8 protein-coding genes, 2 tRNA genes, 4 rRNA genes and 1 pseudogene are annotated in these 18,797 nt (G+C 57.0%); 8 read left to right on the forward strand and 7 right to left on the reverse strand.

Features of this window, described 5'->3' with window-relative positions; all coding sequences use genetic code 11:
- Positions 1–226: 226 nt before the first annotated feature.
- The 5 genes from PspS34_RS00520 to PspS34_RS00540 all read right to left on the reverse strand — a co-directional run bounded on the left by PspS34_RS00520 (position 227) and on the right by PspS34_RS00540 (position 6,188).
- Complete coding sequence (locus PspS34_RS00520; protein WP_154860821.1) at positions 227–1,720, reverse strand: acetyl-CoA hydrolase/transferase family protein; 1,494 nt, start codon at positions 1,718–1,720, stop codon at positions 227–229.
- A 213-nt stretch (positions 1,721–1,933) separates the two neighbouring features.
- The gene (locus PspS34_RS00525) at positions 1,934–3,370 is read right to left on the reverse strand and encodes an NAD(P)(+) transhydrogenase (Re/Si-specific) subunit beta (protein WP_159389489.1); all 1,437 of its coding nucleotides are present in this window, start codon (positions 3,368–3,370) and stop codon (positions 1,934–1,936) included.
- Positions 3,367–3,720, reverse strand: a complete 354-nt coding sequence (locus PspS34_RS00530) for an NAD(P) transhydrogenase subunit alpha (RefSeq protein WP_057712569.1) — start codon at positions 3,718–3,720, stop codon at positions 3,367–3,369. Before PspS34_RS00530 ends, PspS34_RS00525 begins: the two co-directional genes overlap by 4 nt.
- Positions 3,721–3,731: 11 nt before the next feature.
- Positions 3,732–4,853, reverse strand: a complete 1,122-nt coding sequence (locus PspS34_RS00535; protein WP_102685615.1) for a Re/Si-specific NAD(P)(+) transhydrogenase subunit alpha — start codon at positions 4,851–4,853, stop codon at positions 3,732–3,734.
- 435 nt (positions 4,854–5,288) lie between these two features.
- The gene (locus PspS34_RS00540) at positions 5,289–6,188 is read right to left on the reverse strand and encodes a LysR family transcriptional regulator (RefSeq protein WP_057712567.1); all 900 of its coding nucleotides are present in this window, start codon (positions 6,186–6,188) and stop codon (positions 5,289–5,291) included.
- 157 nt (positions 6,189–6,345) lie between these two features.
- On the opposite strand from PspS34_RS00540, the gene PspS34_RS00545 reads away from it, so the two are divergent.
- From PspS34_RS00545 to rrf (PspS34_RS00585), 8 genes are all read left to right on the forward strand, one after another.
- Complete coding sequence (locus PspS34_RS00545) at positions 6,346–7,527, forward strand: acyl-CoA dehydrogenase (protein WP_008053124.1); 1,182 nt, start codon at positions 6,346–6,348, stop codon at positions 7,525–7,527.
- 11 nt (positions 7,528–7,538) lie between these two features.
- Positions 7,539–8,759: a CaiB/BaiF CoA-transferase family protein gene (locus tag PspS34_RS00550; protein WP_159389490.1), complete on the forward strand. Its 1,221-nt coding sequence runs from the start codon at positions 7,539–7,541 to the stop codon at positions 8,757–8,759.
- Positions 8,760–9,342: 583 nt separating this feature from the next.
- Positions 9,343–10,879, forward strand: a 16S ribosomal RNA gene (locus PspS34_RS00560).
- Positions 10,880–10,961: 82 nt separating this feature from the next.
- Positions 10,962–11,038 (forward strand) — tRNA-Ile (locus PspS34_RS00565).
- 30 nt (positions 11,039–11,068) lie between these two features.
- Positions 11,069–11,144, forward strand: a tRNA-Ala gene (locus PspS34_RS00570).
- A gap of 247 nt (positions 11,145–11,391) precedes the next feature.
- A 23S ribosomal RNA gene (locus PspS34_RS00575) occupies positions 11,392–14,285 on the forward strand.
- A gap of 157 nt (positions 14,286–14,442) precedes the next feature.
- Positions 14,443–14,558, forward strand: a 5S ribosomal RNA gene (gene rrf / locus PspS34_RS00580).
- Between the two features lie 108 nt (positions 14,559–14,666).
- Positions 14,667–14,782, forward strand: a 5S ribosomal RNA gene (rrf, locus tag PspS34_RS00585).
- The 16S, 23S and 5S rRNA genes sit together here with 2 tRNA genes alongside, the layout of an rRNA operon.
- A 105-nt stretch (positions 14,783–14,887) precedes the next feature.
- Here rrf (PspS34_RS00585) and PspS34_RS00590 read toward each other — a convergent pair.
- Positions 14,888–15,355, reverse strand: a complete 468-nt coding sequence (locus PspS34_RS00590) for an SRPBCC family protein (protein WP_102672825.1) — start codon at positions 15,353–15,355, stop codon at positions 14,888–14,890.
- A gap of 22 nt (positions 15,356–15,377) precedes the next feature.
- Positions 15,378–18,787: pseudogene (locus PspS34_RS00595) on the reverse strand (non-ribosomal peptide synthetase).
- Positions 18,788–18,797: the final 10 nt, after the last annotated feature.

Genomic DNA, 18,797 nt, shown 5'->3' on the forward strand with positions numbered 1-18,797 from the left:
CCTGTATTGTGCGAGCTCAGTTAACTGTTTATAGGGGGTGTACTGGTCGAATTTGAGGCAACTGTACCTGTCTGCACTGTTAAGGTGCAAATCTGCTGTTTTGACTCGACGAGGTAGGAGTTTTCCTTAGGAAATGACCGGTACAGTAGTACAGTTTTTTCCATAATGTGAAGCAGCAGGAGCAAGCTGACGAAACTGTGTTTGCGTCAGCTGCTATCTGTACCAATTACTTGTTCAGCATTTGCCCGGTTTCTTCCAGGTTGATGTGCCAGCTCAGGGCATCACGCAGGATGTGCGGGGTGTGCCCGCCGATGGCGCACGCGGTGGTGAAGTAATCATTCAGCGCCTGGCGGTAATCCGGGTGCACGCACTTGTCGATGATGACCCGGGCACGCTCCCGAGGCGCCAGGCCTCGCAAGTCTGCCAGGCCCACTTCGGTCACGAGGATGTCGACGTCATGTTCGGTGTGGTCAACATGGCTGACCATCGGCACCACGCTGGAGATCGCACCGCCCTTGGCGATCGACTTGGTCACGAACACGGACAGGTGTGCGTTGCGCGCGAAGTCGCCCGAGCCGCCGATGCCGTTCATCATCCGCGTGCCGCAGACGTGAGTGGAGTTGACGTTGCCATAGATGTCGAACTCCAGTGCCGTGTTGATGCCGATGATGCCAAGGCGGCGCACGACTTCAGGGTGGTTGGAGATCTCCTGCGGACGCAGAACCAGTTTGTCCTTGTAGCGCTCCAGATTGCCGAACACGTCGGCATTGCGCCGGCTCGACAGGGTGATCGAACTGCCCGAGGCAAAACTCAGCTTGCCCGCGTCGATCAGGTCGAAGGTCGAGTCCTGCAGCACCTCGGAATACATTGTCAGGTCTTCGAACGGCGAGTCGATCAGGCCACACATCACCGAGTTGGCGATGGTGCCGATACCGGCTTGTAGCGGGCCGAGCTTGTTGGTCATGCGCCCGGCTGCCACTTCCTGTTTGAAGAAGTCGATCAGGTGGTCGGCAATGGCTTGGGTCTCGACGTCCGGCGCCAGCACAGTGGAGGACGAGTCAGCCTGGTTGGTGACCACGATGGCGACGATTTTTTCCGGTGGAATCGGGATGGCGGTGCTGCCAATGCGATCGTCGACCTTGACCAGCGGAATCGGTGTACGGGTCGGACGGTAGGTCGGAATGTAGATGTCGTGCAGACCTTCGAGATTCGGGTTGTGCGCCATGTTGATTTCGACGATCACGTGCTTGGCGAAAATCGCGAAGCTGGCCGAGTTGCCGACCGAGGTGGTTGGCACGATATGCCCGTGCTCGGTGATCGCCACGGCTTCAATCACGGCAATGTCCGGCAGCTTCAATTGCTGGTTGCGCAATTGCTCCACGGTTTCCGACAAGTGCTGGTCGATGAACATGACTTCGCCGGCATTGATCGCCTTGCGCAGAGTGCTGTCGACCTGAAACGGCATGCGTCGCGACAGCACGCCAGCTTCGGTCAACTGCTTGTCGAGGTCGTTGCCCAGGCTTGCGCCGGTCATCAGGCTGATCTTGAGCGGCGCGACCTTGGCACGCTCGGCCAGCGCCTGGGGGACGGCCTTGGCTTCACCTGCGCGAGTAAAGCCACTCATGCCGACGGTCATGCCGTCCTCAATCAGAGCGGCAGCGTCGGCAGCGCTCATCACTTTGTCCAACAACGAAGGCAGGCGAATACGGTCACGGTACATGGATTGTTATCTCGGGCAACAGGTAGCAGGACGTGCAGTCTAGTGAATTGTGCCGGCTTCTGTCCCGCTACCAAGGTCGCAATCAAGGCGTCTATTCCGGGCCTTTCAAGCAAAACACCGTTACCGGATCGGTAACAAAAGGATAGTTTGTCCGACGATTTGCGCAAACAAAAACGCCCCGACGAGTCGGGGCGTTCCGTGTGCCGCAGAGGGTTACTCGACGGCTTTAACCATGTCTTCGATGACCTTTTTAGCGTCGCCGAACACCATCATGGTCTTGTCCAGGTAGAACAGTTCGTTGTCCAGGCCGGCGTAGCCGCTGGCCATCGAGCGCTTGTTGACGATGATGGTCTTGGCCTTGAACGCTTCGAGGATCGGCATGCCGGCAATCGGCGATTTCGGATCGTTCTTCGCGGCCGGGTTGACCACGTCGTTGGCGCCCAACACCAGTACCACGTCGGCCTGGCCGAACTCGGAGTTGATGTCGTCCATCTCGAACACCTGGTCGTAAGGCACTTCGGCCTCGGCCAGCAACACGTTCATGTGGCCGGGCATACGACCGGCAACCGGGTGGATCGCATACTTCACGGTCACGCCGCGATGGGTCAGCTTCTCGGTCAGCTCTTTCAGCGCGTGCTGCGCACGTGCCACCGCCAGACCGTAGCCCGGCACGATGATCACGGTGTCGGCGTTGGTCAGCAGGAAGGTCGCGTCGTCGGCCGAACCGGACTTCACCGGACGGGCTTCCTTCGAACCCGCCGGGCCGGCCGCGTCCGCCGTATTGCCGAAGCCCCCGAGCAGCACATTAAAGAAGGAGCGGTTCATCGCCTTGCACATGATGTACGAGAGGATTGCACCGGACGAACCTACCAGCGAGCCGGCGATGATCAGCATCGAGTTGTTCAGCGAGAAGCCGATGCCCGCCGCTGCCCAGCCGGAGTAGCTGTTGAGCATCGACACGACCACGGGCATGTCCGCGCCGCCGATCGGGATGATGATCAGCACGCCGAGCACGAAGGCCAACGCCAGCATCACGCCGAAAGCGGTGTAGTCGCCGGTGAGTATGAACGTCACGCCCAGGCCCAGTGTGGCCAGGCCCAGCAGCAGGTTCAGCTTGTGCTGGCCACTGAACTGTACCGGTGCACCCTGGAACAGGCGGAACTTGTACTTGCCGGACAGCTTGCCGAAGGCGATCACCGAACCGGAGAAGGTGATTGCACCGATGGCGGCACCGAGGAACAGTTCCAGGCGGTTACCGGCCGGGATCGCGTCCCCGAGTTGCTTGACGATGCCCAGCGACTGCGGCTCGACCACGGCAGCCACGGCGATGAACACCGCGGCCAGGCCGATCATGCTGTGCATGAAGGCGACCAGCTCCGGCATCTTGGTCATTTCAACGCGTTTGGCCATGATCGAACCGGCAGTGCCGCCGATCAGCAGGCCGACGATCACGTAGACGATACCGTCTTGAGCCAGTTCGGCACCGAGCTTATAGATCAAGCCGACCGTGGTGAGGATCGCCAGGCCCATGCCGAGCATGCCGAACAGGTTGCCACGGCGCGACGTGGTGGGGTGCGAGAGGCCCTTGAGCGCCTGGATGAAGCAGACCGAGGCGATCAAATACAGGGAAGTAACCAGGTTCATGCTCATGCTTGCTGCACCTCAGCCTTGACTGCTTCAGCCTTGGCGGCCGGAGCTTTTGCCGGCGCTTTCTTCTTGAACATTTCCAGCATGCGGCGGGTGACCAAAAAGCCACCGAATACGTTGACCGCGGCCAGGGCCACGGCCAGGGTGCCCATGGTCTTGCCCAGTGGCGTCACGGTCAAAGCCGCTGCCAGCATGGCACCGACGATCACGATCGCCGAGATCGCGTTGGTCACCGCCATCAACGGGGTGTGCAGCGCAGGCGTGACGTTCCAGACCACGTGGTAACCGACATAGATCGCCAGCACGAAGATGATCAGGTTGTAGATACCGTCAGAGATCAGCATGTCTTCCATTGTTTTTATCCTCAGCCGTTCTTGCGCACGATCTGGCCGTCGCGGCACATCAGGCACGCGGCGACGATATCGTCTTCAAGGTTGATCACCAGTTGTCCTTCTTTATCGAACAACAGTTTCATGAAGTCCAGCAGGTTGCGGGCGTACAGCGCCGAAGCATCAGCCGCCACGGCGCTGGCCAGGTTGGTCGGGCCCACGATGGTCACGCCGTTTTCGACGACCACCTGGTCGGCCACGGTCAGCGGGCAGTTGCCGCCCTGGGCGGCCGCGAGATCGATGACCACCGAACCCGGTTTCATCTGGGCCACGGTTTGCGCGCTGAGCAGCGTCGGTGCCTTGCGGCCCGGAATCAGCGCGGTGGTGATAACGATGTCCGCCTGCTTGGCGCGTTCGTGCACGGCCGCGGCCTGGCGCTGCATCCAGCTGGCCGGCATCGGGCGGGCGTAACCGCCGACACCGACGGCGCATTCGCGCTCTTCATCGGTCTCGTAGGGCACGTCGACGAACTTGGCGCCGAGGGATTCGATCTGCTCTTTTACCGCCGGACGCACGTCAGACGCTTCGATCACCGCCCCCAGGCGCTTGGCGGTAGCGATGGCCTGCAAACCGGCCACACCGGCACCCAGAATCAGCACGCGCGCCGCTTTCACGGTGCCCGCAGCGGTCATCAGCATCGGCATGAAACGCGGGTAGTAGTGCGCGGCCAGCAACACAGCCTTGTAGCCGGCGATGTTGGCTTGCGACGACAGTACGTCCAGGCTCTGGGCGCGGGAGGTGCGCGGCGCGGCTTCCAGGGCAAAGGCGGTAATGCCGCATTCGGCCATTTTGGCGATGGTTTCATTGCTGAACGGATTGAGCATGCCCACCACTACGGTGCCGCTCTTGATCAGGGCGAGCTCGCTGTCGCTGGGGGCGACGACTTTGAGAATCAGCTCGGCAGCAAACGCATCGTTGGCGCTGCCAATGCTTGCGCCTGCCGCTTCATAGGCACTGTCGACAACGCTGGCATTAATGCCGGCGCCGCTTTGTACAGTGACCTTATGGCCCTGGCCGATCAGCTTCTTGATGGTTTCCGGGGTTGCAGCAACCCGTGTTTCACCGGTCTGGGTTTCGAGAGGAACACCAATGTGCACGTCAAATCTCCTGCGTGATCTTATTGAGTAAACCCATGCACTACGGATGGTGCGGCTGGGGCGGCCGATCAGCACGATCCCGCCAAATCAGGGCGGGGCGCGGCATTTTGCAGGCGAACTTTGTGCCCTTCAAGGGATTATGACGGGTGACGGAAAATTAACTACAAGTCACCCCGTGACCGAATGTCGCAACCAACCGGCTCAATCCCTTGCAGACCGTGCTTTTCAAGGATTCTGGCCGAAATTGAAGAATTTACACATCGGCCGTATGAATGATGCGGCATTGCCTCGAAATAGTGGCGCAAAGCCGCGTTATCAGGCGCTTGTGGGACGTTTGTACGACTTGTCGATACAGTTTGCTGCTATGCGACAAATACGTACATCTGTAGGGCTTTTGTTTTGCTGACTACGGGGTCAAGTAACCTTGTAGAGCCTTTATCCCTCTAGGCTGTAGCTATACGCCTGATTTACCAGCCAGTCACGAAATGCCCTTAAAGACGCGGATTCGACCTTTCGCTCAGGAATCATCAGGTAGTAAGCCTTGATACTGGACAGTGCTTGGGGGTTGGCGATCACCAGGCGTTTCTCTTTCAGCTCCCTTTGAATCAGGAACGGCGGAATCAGGGCAATGCCCATGTCGTGCATGGCTGCCTGGGCGAGCATGGAGAATAGCTCGTAGCGGGGGCCCGTCATGTCTCGCGGGACATTCAGGTGTTGGGAGTCGAACCATTGGCGCCAGGCATAGGGGCGAGTGGTTTGTTGCAGAAGAGGCAAGTCGGCGATTTCCCCGGGCGTCAGACTGGTCTTGTTTCCGAGCAGGTTGGGGCTGCAAACGGGCATCGGATTTTCACCCATCAGCCTGTGGGATTCCGTACCCGACCAATCCGCGTCGCCGAAGTAGATGGCGGCATCAAAATCCGTGTCGGCGAACAGGAACGGCCGCGTGCGGTTGGTCAGGTTGACCGTCACTTCCGGGTGTTTCTGCTGGAAATCCTTGAGTCGCGGCAGCAGCCATTGGGTGCCGAAGGTCGGAACTACGGCCAGTTCGATCACGTTGGTGCCCTGCTGGCCCATCACGGACAAGGTGTCGCGCTCAACGGCATCGAGCTGAGTGGCCACCCGACGGCTGTAGGAGAGTCCGGCTTCCGTCAGCTTGACCCCGCGCCGCGAGCGTCGGAACAGTTCCACACTGAGGAACTCTTCAAGGCTGGCAATCTGTCGGCAAATCGCTCCCTGGGTCAGCGAAAGCTCCTGGGCGGCCTTGGTGAAGCTCTCGTGGCGCGCCGCGGCCTCGAAGCTGATCAGGGCGGTGGTGCTGGGTATCTTTCTGCGCATGTACGTCAACCTCACTAATACATCGCATAAAAGCTCTTTTGCGACGTTTCGGAGTGAGAAATTAGCACAACAGTATGCAAAATCCTCGTTTGCCGTCGCGCCGATCCGGGCCTAGGATCAGCCTACGTTATTTGACCCGATTCGAGAGGACACACTCATGGGCGGTAAAGCTAGCTTCAACTGGATCGATCCCCTGCTGCTGGATCAACAGCTCACTGAAGAAGAACGAATGATTCGCGACACGGCTGCGCAATTCGCTCAGCAAAGCCTTGCGCCGCGCATCCTCGAAGCTTTCCGTCATGAGAAGACCGATCCGGCGATCTTCCGCGAAATGGGCGAAGTCGGCCTGTTGGGCGCAACCATCCCCGAGCAATACGGTGGCAGCGGCCTGAACTATGTCAGCTATGGCCTGATCGCCCGTGAAGTCGAGCGCATCGACTCCGGCTATCGCTCGATGATGAGCGTGCAGTCCTCGCTGGTGATGGTGCCAATCAATGAATTCGGTACCGAAGCGCAGAAGCAGAAGTACCTGCCGAAACTGGCGTCGGGCGAGTGGATCGGCTGCTTCGGCCTGACCGAGCCTAACCACGGCTCTGACCCGGGCGCGATGATCAGTCGTGCGCGCAAAGTGGAAGGCGGCTACAGCCTTACCGGCAGCAAGATGTGGATCACCAACAGCCCGATCGCCGATGTGTTCGTGGTCTGGGCCAAGGACGATGCCGGTGACATTCGTGGCTTCGTTCTGGAGAAAGGCTGGAAAGGTCTGAGCGCTCCGGCAATTCACGGCAAGGTGGGCCTGCGGGCATCGATCACCGGTGAAATCGTGATGGACAATGTGTTCGTTCCGGAAGAGAACATCTTCCCGGACGTCCGTGGTCTGAAAGGTCCTTTCACTTGCCTCAACTCGGCACGTTACGGCATCTCCTGGGGTGCGCTGGGTGCAGCCGAGTTCTGCTGGCACACCGCTCGCCAGTACACCCTGGATCGTCAACAGTTCGGTCGCCCACTGGCCGCTACCCAGTTGATCCAGAAGAAGCTGGCCGACATGCAGACTGAAATCACCATGGCGCTGCAAGGCTGCCTGCGTCTGGGTCGTATGAAGGACGAAGGTACCGCGGCGGTCGAAATTACCTCGATGATGAAGCGCAACTCTTGCGGCAAGTCCCTGGACATCGCGCGCATGGCTCGCGATATGTTGGGCGGCAACGGCATCTCCGATGAATTCGGTGTGGCGCGTCACCTGGTCAACCTGGAAGTGGTGAACACCTATGAAGGTACTCACGACGTCCATGCACTGATCCTCGGTCGTGCGCAAACCGGCCTCCAGGCGTTCTATTAAGGAGAACGTCCATGGGCGCGCTATCGCATCTACGGGTACTGGATTTATCGCGGGTGCTGGCCGGGCCTTGGGCCGGGCAGATCCTGGCCGACCTTGGCGCTGAAGTGATCAAGGTCGAGCGTCCGGGTAACGGCGATGACACGCGCGCCTGGGGACCGCCGTTCCTTAAAGACGCTTATGGCGAGAATACCAGCGAGGCTGCTTATTACTTGTCGGCCAATCGCAACAAGCAATCTGTCACCATCGACTTCACTCGCCCTGAAGGGCAGAAGCTGGTGCGTGAACTGGCGGCCAAGTCGGACATCCTGATCGAGAACTTCAAGGTCGGCGGTCTGGCGGCTTATGGCCTGGACTATGAAACGCTGAAGACGATCAATCCGGATCTGATCTATTGCTCGATCACCGGGTTCGGCCAGACTGGTCCTTATGCCAAGCGTGCGGGTTATGACTTCATGATCCAGGGGCTCGGCGGCCTCATGAGTCTGACGGGGCGACCTGAGGGCGAAGAGGGTGCGGGGCCAGTGAAGGTTGGCGTGGCGCTGACGGACATCCTCACCGGGCTGTATTCGACTGTCGCGATCCTGGCTGCGCTTGTGCATCGGGATCACGACGGCGGTGGTCAGCATATCGATATGGCACTGTTGGACGTACAGGTGGCTTGTCTGGCCAATCAGGCAATGAACTACCTGACTACAGGCAACGCGCCTAAGCGCTTGGGTAATGCTCACCCGAACATCGTGCCTTATCAGGATTTTCCTACGGCGGATGGCGATTTCATCCTTACCGTCGGGAACGATGGTCAGTTCCGCAAGTTTGCGGAAGTGGCCGGGCAGCCGCAGTGGGCGGACGATCCGCGTTTTGCCACTAACAAGCTGCGGGTGGCAAACAGGGCAATACTGATTCCGCTGATCCGCCAGGCGACGGTGTTCAAGACTACCGCTGAATGGGTGGCGCAACTGGAACAGGCTGGCGTGCCATGCGGGCCTATCAATGACGTGGCCCAGATGTTTGCCGATCCTCAGGTCAAGGCGCGTGGGTTGGCTATCGAACTGCCGCATGCGCTGGCCGGGATGGTGCCTCAAGTGGCGAGCCCGATTCGATTGTCGGAGACGCCGGTTGAGTATCGTTTTGCACCTCCTCTGCTGGGTGAGCACACGCTTGAAGTTTTGCAGCGTGTGTTGGGTCTGGATGCCGGAGCGGTGTCCGCATTCAAGGCTTCTGGCGTTCTCTGATAGGTCTCTTCTATATAGAGGGAGTTTCGGCTCCTCTATATAGGCACCCTTTGGGGTGTTTTGCTGCTTTCCGCAGCTTATTGATAGAAAACCTAAATCAGTGCTTGACGGCAGATTCCAGGTGTCTATAATTCGCCCCACTTCCGGCGCAGTCGAAACGGAAAACTCCTTGGTAAACAAAGAGTTACGCAGTTTTCGACAGCAGGTTGCTTCAGTTCATCGAAGCCGAAAGGGAGTTGAAAAAGAGGTGTTGACAGCAGCGTGTAACGCTGTAGAATTCGCCTCCCGCTGACGAGAGATCTGAAGCGCAAGTGGTTGAAGTTACAAAGGAAACTTTGAAAGCTTCTGAAAATAATCACTTGACAGCAAATGAGGCTGCTGTAGAATGCGCGCCTCGGTTGAGACGAAAGATCTTAGCCAACCGCTCTTTAACAACTGAATCAAGCAATTCGTGTGGGTGCTTGTGGAGTCAGACTGCTAGTCAACAGATTATCAGCATCGCAAGTTACTTCGCGAGAAATCAAAGATGTAACCAACGATTGCTGAGCCAAGTTTAGGGTTTTCTCAAAACCCAAAGATGTTTGAACTGAAGAGTTTGATCATGGCTCAGATTGAACGCTGGCGGCAGGCCTAACACATGCAAGTCGAGCGGATGACAGGAGCTTGCTCCTGAATTCAGCGGCGGACGGGTGAGTAATGCCTAGGAATCTGCCTGGTAGTGGGGGACAACGTTTCGAAAGGAACGCTAATACCGCATACGTCCTACGGGAGAAAGCAGGGGACCTTCGGGCCTTGCGCTATCAGATGAGCCTAGGTCGGATTAGCTAGTTGGTGAGGTAATGGCTCACCAAGGCGACGATCCGTAACTGGTCTGAGAGGATGATCAGTCACACTGGAACTGAGACACGGTCCAGACTCCTACGGGAGGCAGCAGTGGGGAATATTGGACAATGGGCGAAAGCCTGATCCAGCCATGCCGCGTGTGTGAAGAAGGTCTTCGGATTGTAAAGCACTTTAAGTTGGGAGGAAGGGCAGTAACTTAATACGTTGCTGTTTTGACGTTACCGACAGAATAAGCACCGGCTAACTCTGTGCCAGCAGCCGCGGTAATACAGAGGGTGCAAGCGTTAATCGGAATTACTGGGCGTAAAGCGCGCGTAGGTGGTTTGTTAAGTTGGATGTGAAAGCCCCGGGCTCAACCTGGGAACTGCATTCAAAACTGACAAGCTAGAGTATGGTAGAGGGTGGTGGAATTTCCTGTGTAGCGGTGAAATGCGTAGATATAGGAAGGAACACCAGTGGCGAAGGCGACCACCTGGACTGATACTGACACTGAGGTGCGAAAGCGTGGGGAGCAAACAGGATTAGATACCCTGGTAGTCCACGCCGTAAACGATGTCAACTAGCCGTTGGGAGCCTTGAGCTCTTAGTGGCGCAGCTAACGCATTAAGTTGACCGCCTGGGGAGTACGGCCGCAAGGTTAAAACTCAAATGAATTGACGGGGGCCCGCACAAGCGGTGGAGCATGTGGTTTAATTCGAAGCAACGCGAAGAACCTTACCAGGCCTTGACATCCAATGAACTTTCCAGAGATGGATTGGTGCCTTCGGGAACATTGAGACAGGTGCTGCATGGCTGTCGTCAGCTCGTGTCGTGAGATGTTGGGTTAAGTCCCGTAACGAGCGCAACCCTTGTCCTTAGTTACCAGCACGTAATGGTGGGCACTCTAAGGAGACTGCCGGTGACAAACCGGAGGAAGGTGGGGATGACGTCAAGTCATCATGGCCCTTACGGCCTGGGCTACACACGTGCTACAATGGTCGGTACAGAGGGTTGCCAAGCCGCGAGGTGGAGCTAATCCCACAAAACCGATCGTAGTCCGGATCGCAGTCTGCAACTCGACTGCGTGAAGTCGGAATCGCTAGTAATCGCGAATCAGAATGTCGCGGTGAATACGTTCCCGGGCCTTGTACACACCGCCCGTCACACCATGGGAGTGGGTTGCACCAGAAGTAGCTAGTCTAACCTTCGGGAGGACGGTTACCACGGTGTGATTCATGACTGGGGTGAAGTCGTAACAAGGTAGCCGTAGGGGAACCTGCGGCTGGATCACCTCCTTAATCGACGACTCAGCTGCTCCATAAGTTCCCACACGAATTGCTTGATTCATTGAAGAAGACGATATAGAAGCAGCCCGAAATTGGGTCTGTAGCTCAGTTGGTTAGAGCGCACCCCTGATAAGGGTGAGGTCGGCAGTTCGAATCTGCCCAGACCCACCAATTTTGTGTGGGAAACGCCTGTAGAAATACGGGGCCATAGCTCAGCTGGGAGAGCGCCTGCCTTGCACGCAGGAGGTCAACGGTTCGATCCCGTTTGGCTCCACCACTACTGCTTCTGATTGTATAAAGCTTAGAAATGAGCATTCCATCGGTTCGATGGTGAATGTTGATTTCTAGTCTTTGACTAGTTCGTTCTTTAAAAATTTGGGTATGTGATAGAAAGATAGACTGAACGTTACTTTCACTGGTAACGGATCAGGCTAAGGTAAAATTTGTGAGTTCTCTTAGTTGAGAAATTCGAATTTTCGGCGAATGTCGTCTTCATAGTATAACCAGATTGCTTGGGGTTATATGGTCAAGTGAAGAAGCGCATACGGTGGATGCCTTGGCAGTCAGAGGCGATGAAAGACGTGGTAGCCTGCGAAAAGCTTCGGGGAGTCGGCAAACAGACTTTGATCCGGAGATGTCTGAATGGGGGAACCCAGCCATCATAAGATGGTTATCTTGTACTGAATACATAGGTGCAAGAGGCGAACCAGGGGAACTGAAACATCTAAGTACCCTGAGGAAAAGAAATCAACCGAGATTCCCTTAGTAGTGGCGAGCGAACGGGGACTAGCCCTTAAGTGGCTTTGAGATTAGCGGAACGCTCTGGAAAGTGCGGCCATAGTGGGTGATAGCCCTGTACGCGAAAATCTCTTAGTCATGAAATCGAGTAGGACGGAGCACGAGAAACTTTGTCTGAATATGGGGGGACCATCCTCCAAGGCTAAATACTACTGACTGACCGATAGTGAACTAGTACCGTGAGGGAAAGGCGAAAAGAACCCCGGAGAGGGGAGTGAAATAGATCCTGAAACCGTATGCGTACAAGCAGTGGGAGCCCACTTTGTTGGGTGACTGCGTACCTTTTGTATAATGGGTCAGCGACTTATTTTCAGTGGCGAGCTTAACCGAGTAGGGGAGGCGTAGCGAAAGCGAGTCTTAATAGGGCGTCTAGTCGCTGGGAATAGACCCGAAACCGGGCGATCTATCCATGGGCAGGTTGAAGGTTAGGTAACACTGACTGGAGGACCGAACCGACTACCGTTGAAAAGTTAGCGGATGACCTGTGGATCGGAGTGAAAGGCTAATCAAGCTCGGAGATAGCTGGTTCTCCTCGAAAGCTATTTAGGTAGCGCCTCATGTATCACTGTAGGGGGTAGAGCACTGTTTCGGCTAGGGGGTCATCCCGACTTACCAAACCGATGCAAACTCCGAATACCTACAAGTGCCGAGCATGGGAGACACACGGCGGGTGCTAACGTCCGTCGTGAAAAGGGAAACAACCCAGACCGTCAGCTAAGGTCCCAAAGTTATGGTTAAGTGGGAAACGATGTGGGAAGGCTTAGACAGCTAGGAGGTTGGCTTAGAAGCAGCCACCCTTTAAAGAAAGCGTAATAGCTCACTAGTCGAGTCGGCCTGCGCGGAAGATGTAACGGGGCTCAAACCATACACCGAAGCTACGGGTATCATCTTCGGATGATGCGGTAGAGGAGCGTTCTGTAAGCCTGTGAAGGTGAGTTGAGAAGCTTGCTGGAGGTATCAGAAGTGCGAATGCTGACATGAGTAACGACAATGGGTGTGAAAAACACCCACGCCGAAAGACCAAGGTTTCCTGCGCAACGTTAATCGACGCAGGGTTAGTCGGTCCCTAAGGCGAGGCTGAAAAGCGTAGTCGATGGAAAACAGGTTAATATTCCTGTACTTCTGGTTATTGCGATGGAGGGACGGAGAAGGCTAGGCCAGCTTGGCGTTGGTTGTCCAAGTTTAAGGTGGTAGGCTGGAATCTTAGGTAAATCCGGGATTCTAAGGCCGAGAGCTGATGACGAGTGTTCTTTTAGAACACGAAGTGGTTGATGCCATGCTTCCAAGAAAAGCTTCTAAGCTTCAGGTAACCAGGAACCGTACCCCAAACCGACACAGGTGGTTGGGTAGAGAATACCAAGGCGCTTGAGAGAACTCGGGTGAAGGAACTAGGCAAAATGGCACCGTAACTTCGGGAGAAGGTGCGCCGGTGAGGGTGAAGCATTTACTGCGTAAGCCCACGCCGGTCGAAGATACCAGGCCGCTGCGACTGTTTATTAAAAACACAGCACTCTGCAAACACGAAAGTGGACGTATAGGGTGTGACGCCTGCCCGGTGCCGGAAGGTTAATTGATGGGGTTAGCTAACGCGAAGCTCTTGATCGAAGCCCCGGTAAACGGCGGCCGTAACTATAACGGTCCTAAGGTAGCGAAATTCCTTGTCGGGTAAGTTCCGACCTGCACGAATGGCGTAACGATGGCGGCGCTGTCTCCACCCGAGACTCAGTGAAATTGAAATCGCTGTGAAGATGCAGTGTATCCGCGGCTAGACGGAAAGACCCCGTGAACCTTTACTATAGCTTTGCACTGGACTTTGAATTTGCTTGTGTAGGATAGGTGGGAGGCTTTGAAGCGTGGACGCCAGTTCGCGTGGAGCCATCCTTGAAATACCACCCTGGCAACTTTGAGGTTCTAACTCAGGTCCGTTATCCGGATCGAGGACAGTGTATGGTGGGTAGTTTGACTGGGGCGGTCTCCTCCTAAAGAGTAACGGAGGAGTACGAAGGTGCGCTCAGACCGGTCGGAAATCGGTCGTAGAGTATAAAGGCAAAAGCGCGCTTGACTGCGAGACAGACACGTCGAGCAGGTACGAAAGTAGGTCTTAGTGATCCGGTGGTTCTGTATGGAAGGGCCATCGCTCAACGGATAAAAGGTACTCCGGGGATAACAGGCTGATACCGCCCAAGAGTTCATATCGACGGCGGTGTTTGGCACCTCGATGTCGGCTCATCACATCCTGGGGCTGAAGCCGGTCCCAAGGGTATGGCTGTTCGCCATTTAAAGTGGTACGCGAGCTGGGTTTAGAACGTCGTGAGACAGTTCGGTCCCTATCTGCCGTGGACGTTTGAGATTTGAGAGGGGCTGCTCCTAGTACGAGAGGACCGGAGTGGACGAACCTCTGGTGTTCCGGTTGTCACGCCAGTGGCATTGCCGGGTAGCTATGTTCGGAAAAGATAACCGCTGAAAGCATCTAAGCGGGAAACTTGCCTCAAGATGAGATCTCACTGGGACCTTGAGTCCCCTGAAGGGCCGTCGAAGACTACGACGTTGATAGGTTGGGTGTGTAAGCGCTGTGAGGCGTTGAGCTAACCAATACTAATTGCCCGTGAGGCTTGACCATATAACACCCAAGCAATTTGACTACTCGAAAGAGCATCAGATTGCGGTGTGTGAAGACGAAACGAACCGAAAGTTCGACGCTCACAAAACACCGATTTTTATCACATACCCAATTTGCTGAAGCGAGGCCAGCCGGTCACGACTCAGTACCCGAATTTCTTGACGACCATAGAGCGTTGGAACCACCTGATCCCATCCCGAACTCAGCAGTGAAACGATGCATCGCCGATGGTAGTGTGGGGTTTCCCCATGTGAGAGTAGGTCATCGTCAAGATTAAATTCCGAAACCCCTATCTGCGTATGCAGGTAGGGGTTTTGTTTTAGTAGAAGTCACCAGTTTTCACTGGCACGTTAAAGTTCTAACGGGCTGGTTACAGAATTTCTTGACGACCATAGAGCGTTGGAACCACCTGATCCCATCCCGAACTCAGAAGTGAAACGATGCATCGCCGATGGTAGTGTGGGGTTTCCCCATGTGAGAGTAGGTCATCGTCAAGATTGAATTCCGAAACCCCTGTCTGCTAACGCAGACAGGGGTTTTGTCGTTTCAGGGGTACTGAAAAGCCCGTTGTGGAGCCTCTCCACAACGGGCTTTTTCACGTCTTACGCAAACAGCTTCAGCACATTGTTCATCGCATCATCGGCAAAACCCTGTACGAAGTCCTTGAAGCCCGGCAGTGCCTCGGCGGCGCCCTGCGCCGGTTCGGCGATGATGGTCCAGGTGGCTCTGGACTTGCCCGCATCCAGTGGTTCAACGCTCATCGCGGCCCACAGATTGGCCACACCCAGGGTGTTGTAGATAGTGGTCCAGGTCATGTGCCGTGCCTGGTCGTCCCGGGAGTTGAGCTGCTCGACCACCAGGTTGCCGTCCTTGAAAAACTTTTTGCGCAACGATGACACGCCTTCGCCGGTCATCTCTATATGCGACAGTGCCGGGATGAAGCGATCGAAGCCGGCAAAGTTACCGACTACGGCCCATACCCGAGTGGCATCGGCGGGCACGTCCACCGAGGACACCACGTGGCAGCCTTGAGGGTTTTTGATCAGGGTGTCGGGTTGCAGAATACTCATGGTTTTGCTCCGTTTGGTTGCGTCAGATGAAATTGATTTCTTTGAGGTAATCGCAGCCGCGACGCAGCAGCGCCGGGGACTTTTGCGGGTAGTGCGCGCCCATTAGCCGAACACCGGCCTGGGCGTTGTCGTGGCCGATCATCGAGATATCGCCGATGTCCTCCTCGAAACCGTTGAGGTAGAACCCCAGCACGCCGAACAACGCGTTGTCGCTGTCGACCCGACCCAGTTGCTGCTGCCAGTCGGCGACGCTGACCATCGTGAATTCGCGGCCTGCCTCGCGGAAGGACGCCACGTAGTTGTCCCAGCTCAAGGGTTCGGGGTTGTGCAGGTTGAATACCGCTTGTTCCGGTTGATAACGACTGGCGTGGAAGGCGATGAATCGGGCGAGAAAGTCCACTGCATCAAGTCGAAATTCAAGGCGAACTCCGGTACTTGGCCAAGCTGGATCGAGCCCTTGAGCATCAGCATCAGGCGATTCTTGTGCGGCTGACACACGCCCGTGAGGCTGTTGAAGCTGATGTTGCCGGGACGGTAGAGATTGACCCGCACACCAAGCTCCCGTGCCCGTTCGAGGATTCGCTCGCCAACCCATTTGGACAGGTTGTAGCCGTTCTTGATGTAGATCGGTGGTGTGAGTGCGGCCGGCAACTCAAGCACTCGGCCATCGGCGGATATCGTGCTGGAGGCCGAGAGCGTCGAGACGAAGTTGAAGATTTTTTTGCTGCGTCCTTCGCACAGGCGTAAACATTCGAAAATCGGCTCGACGTTGTCCTGGGCGAGCGACTCGTAATCGAGGACGTGATTGACGTTGGCCGCGTTGTGCACCAGAGCGCCAAACTCCTGATCCAGCCGCTGGTAAACCTCGGGCGCCAAACCGAGTTCCGGCCGTGTGACGTCTGCCGTGTAAACCCGCACCCGGCTCATATCCAGATGCTCCAGACGGTTCTCCCGTAACGCCTGGGCAAAGCGCTCGTTTGCCGATTGCCCGTTGCCGTCGCGAACCAGACAGGCGACTTCACTGGCGCCCCAGGCCAGCAATGCCTCGACGATGTGTACACCGACAAAACTGTTGGCACCGGTGACGATCACCTTGTGCACATCGCCCATGCGGCTGACGGGCATTGGCTGAATATCCAGCTCGCGGAAGGCATCGCGCATGGCCTGTTCGCTCAGCACTTCTTCGCTGCCGAAACCGCGTACCAGTGTCGCCAGTTTCTCGAGGGTGGGCATTTCGATGAAGCGGTTGATCGAGATGCTGCGCCCGAACTCCTCGCGCAGTCGCAGAAGCATGCGCGACAGCAGGATCGAGTGCCCGCCCAGATTGAAGAAGCTTTCGTCGGTGGAAATGTCGCTCGCCGGCAGCTCCAGCAACTGCGCCCAGATTTCCAGCAGCAGGGCCTCATCGGCGTTGACGGGCAGGCGCCGTGAAGGGTTCTCGGTGACGCTCACCGGCAGATCCAGCAACGCCTTGCGGTCGACCTTGCCATTGCTGGCGTAAGGCATGCTTGCCAGCTCGGTCCATGCAACAGGGTGCATGTAGTCCGGCAGGTGCTGTGTCGCGTGGGCCCTCAACGCCTGGCGAGCGCTGCCGGGAAGGTTCTCTCGGGGCTGGGCAAGGAAAGCCAGAATCCGCCGCTGGCTATCGATGACCACGGCAATCTGGCGGTACAACTGGCTGTCGCGCAGGCAGCGCTCAATCTCTTCCGGCTCGACCCGGAAGCCGCGAATCTTCACCTGATTATCACGCCGACCGCACAGCTCGATCCCTTCAGCCGTCCACTTCGCCATGTCCCCGGTGCGATAGACGCGCAGGGTCCGGCCATCAGGCAAGTTCAGTTCCAGATAGCGTTCTGCGGTTTGCTGCGGGTTGTTCAGGTAACCCAGGCACACACCGGGGCCGGCGATGTACAACTCGCCGACGGTTTGTTCGGCCACTGGTTGAAAATCGTCATCGAGAATCAACACCTGGCTGTTGGCGATTGGAGCGCCCAGCGAGCGGTTGTGGTCGCCTGGCTGGCGTTTGCGCGCGGTAATCAGCACCGTGGCCTCGGTGGGCCCGTAGAGGTTGTAGAGCTTGCCCTGACGGCTCAGCTGCTCGATGACCCACGGCTCGCAGACATCGCCGCCGGTCATCACATGGTCCAGGCGCTGCAATTGCTCCAGCGGCAGGATGCTCAACAAGGCCGGCGGCAAAAAGGCGTGGCTCAGTTGCCGATGACGGATCAGTTCCACCAGTTGCAGGGGATCGCGGCGTTGGTCATCGCCGGGCACGATCAGCTCGGCGCCCTGCAACAGGGGGGGGAAGATGTCGATCAGCGATGAGTCGAAGCTCAACGAAGAAAACTGCAGCACCCGGCTCTGGCTGGTCAGCTGAACATAGTCGGCGTACCAGTGGGTGAAGTGCGCGAGGTTGGCCTGGCTGAGCAGCACGCCCTTCGGATGGCCGGTGGTGCCCGAGGTGTAGAGGGCCATACATGGTGCATCGAGGTCGGGGCGTTGGCGCATCAACGGTTGAGAGAGATCTGCTGCATGGGCGTCGATGCTGCTGATGTCCAGCCCTGGCATCTCGTTCGCCAGGGGGTGCTCGCCGTCATGCAGCAACAACACCGCCCCGGCATTCGACAGGATGTACTGCTGACGTTGCAACGGATGGCTCGGCTCCAGCGGCAAGTACACCGCGCCGCTGCCCAGGATCGCCAGGATTCCCGCATACAGCGCGCTGCATTTGGGCAGGCAGATCCCGATGACTATCGGGCCTTGATGCTGCTCCAGCAGCGGTCGCAGGCGTTGCTGGATGGCGCGGCTGTGGGCGTGCAACTGGCGATAGTCGAGGGTGGTGCCATCGATGCTCAAGGCCGGACGGTCAGCATTCTGGATGCACTGTTGCTCCAGCCTTTCGATCATCGGCGTTTGCGCAAGTTGCTGCAGTCGTGGGTCGGCGGTGGTATTGAGGCGATGCACGAACGCGAGGCTATCAAGGAACCGCAAACTCTCGATGCGCTCGAAGCGAACAGGTTCGGCGGGTTCGGCGAGCCGAAAATAGTCGGCATCGCGCGAGTAGCGACTGACCAGCAGCGCCACGTGGTCAACCAGTGCTGTCATGGTCTGCCTACGCAACGCCTGGCCGTTACCCGACGGTTCATCGGCGATGGGTACACGGGTCAGCAGCGTTGAACCATGGCAGCACAACAGGTCCAGCGAAGGCAGGCCGGACGCCTGCGGCAGGCCAAGGCCCAATTGCAATGTCAGTCGTTGCGCCTGACAGGGGAACGGAGGTGACGTGCCATCGTCGATCAGTAGATCCGCAGGCCCCGACATTTCGTCGAGTGCGAACATCCGCGTCAGTGAGTGACCGTGTTGTTCGAGTTCCAATGCCAGCTCGGTCAGCGCCTGGCTTTGTCCGATGAGCAAGATGTCGAGACGTCTCATGATGGGCTCC

Origin of the sequence: Pseudomonas sp. S34 (assembly GCF_009866745.1) — a bacterium.
Classification (GTDB): Bacteria; Pseudomonadota; Gammaproteobacteria; order Pseudomonadales; family Pseudomonadaceae; genus Aquipseudomonas; species Aquipseudomonas jessenii.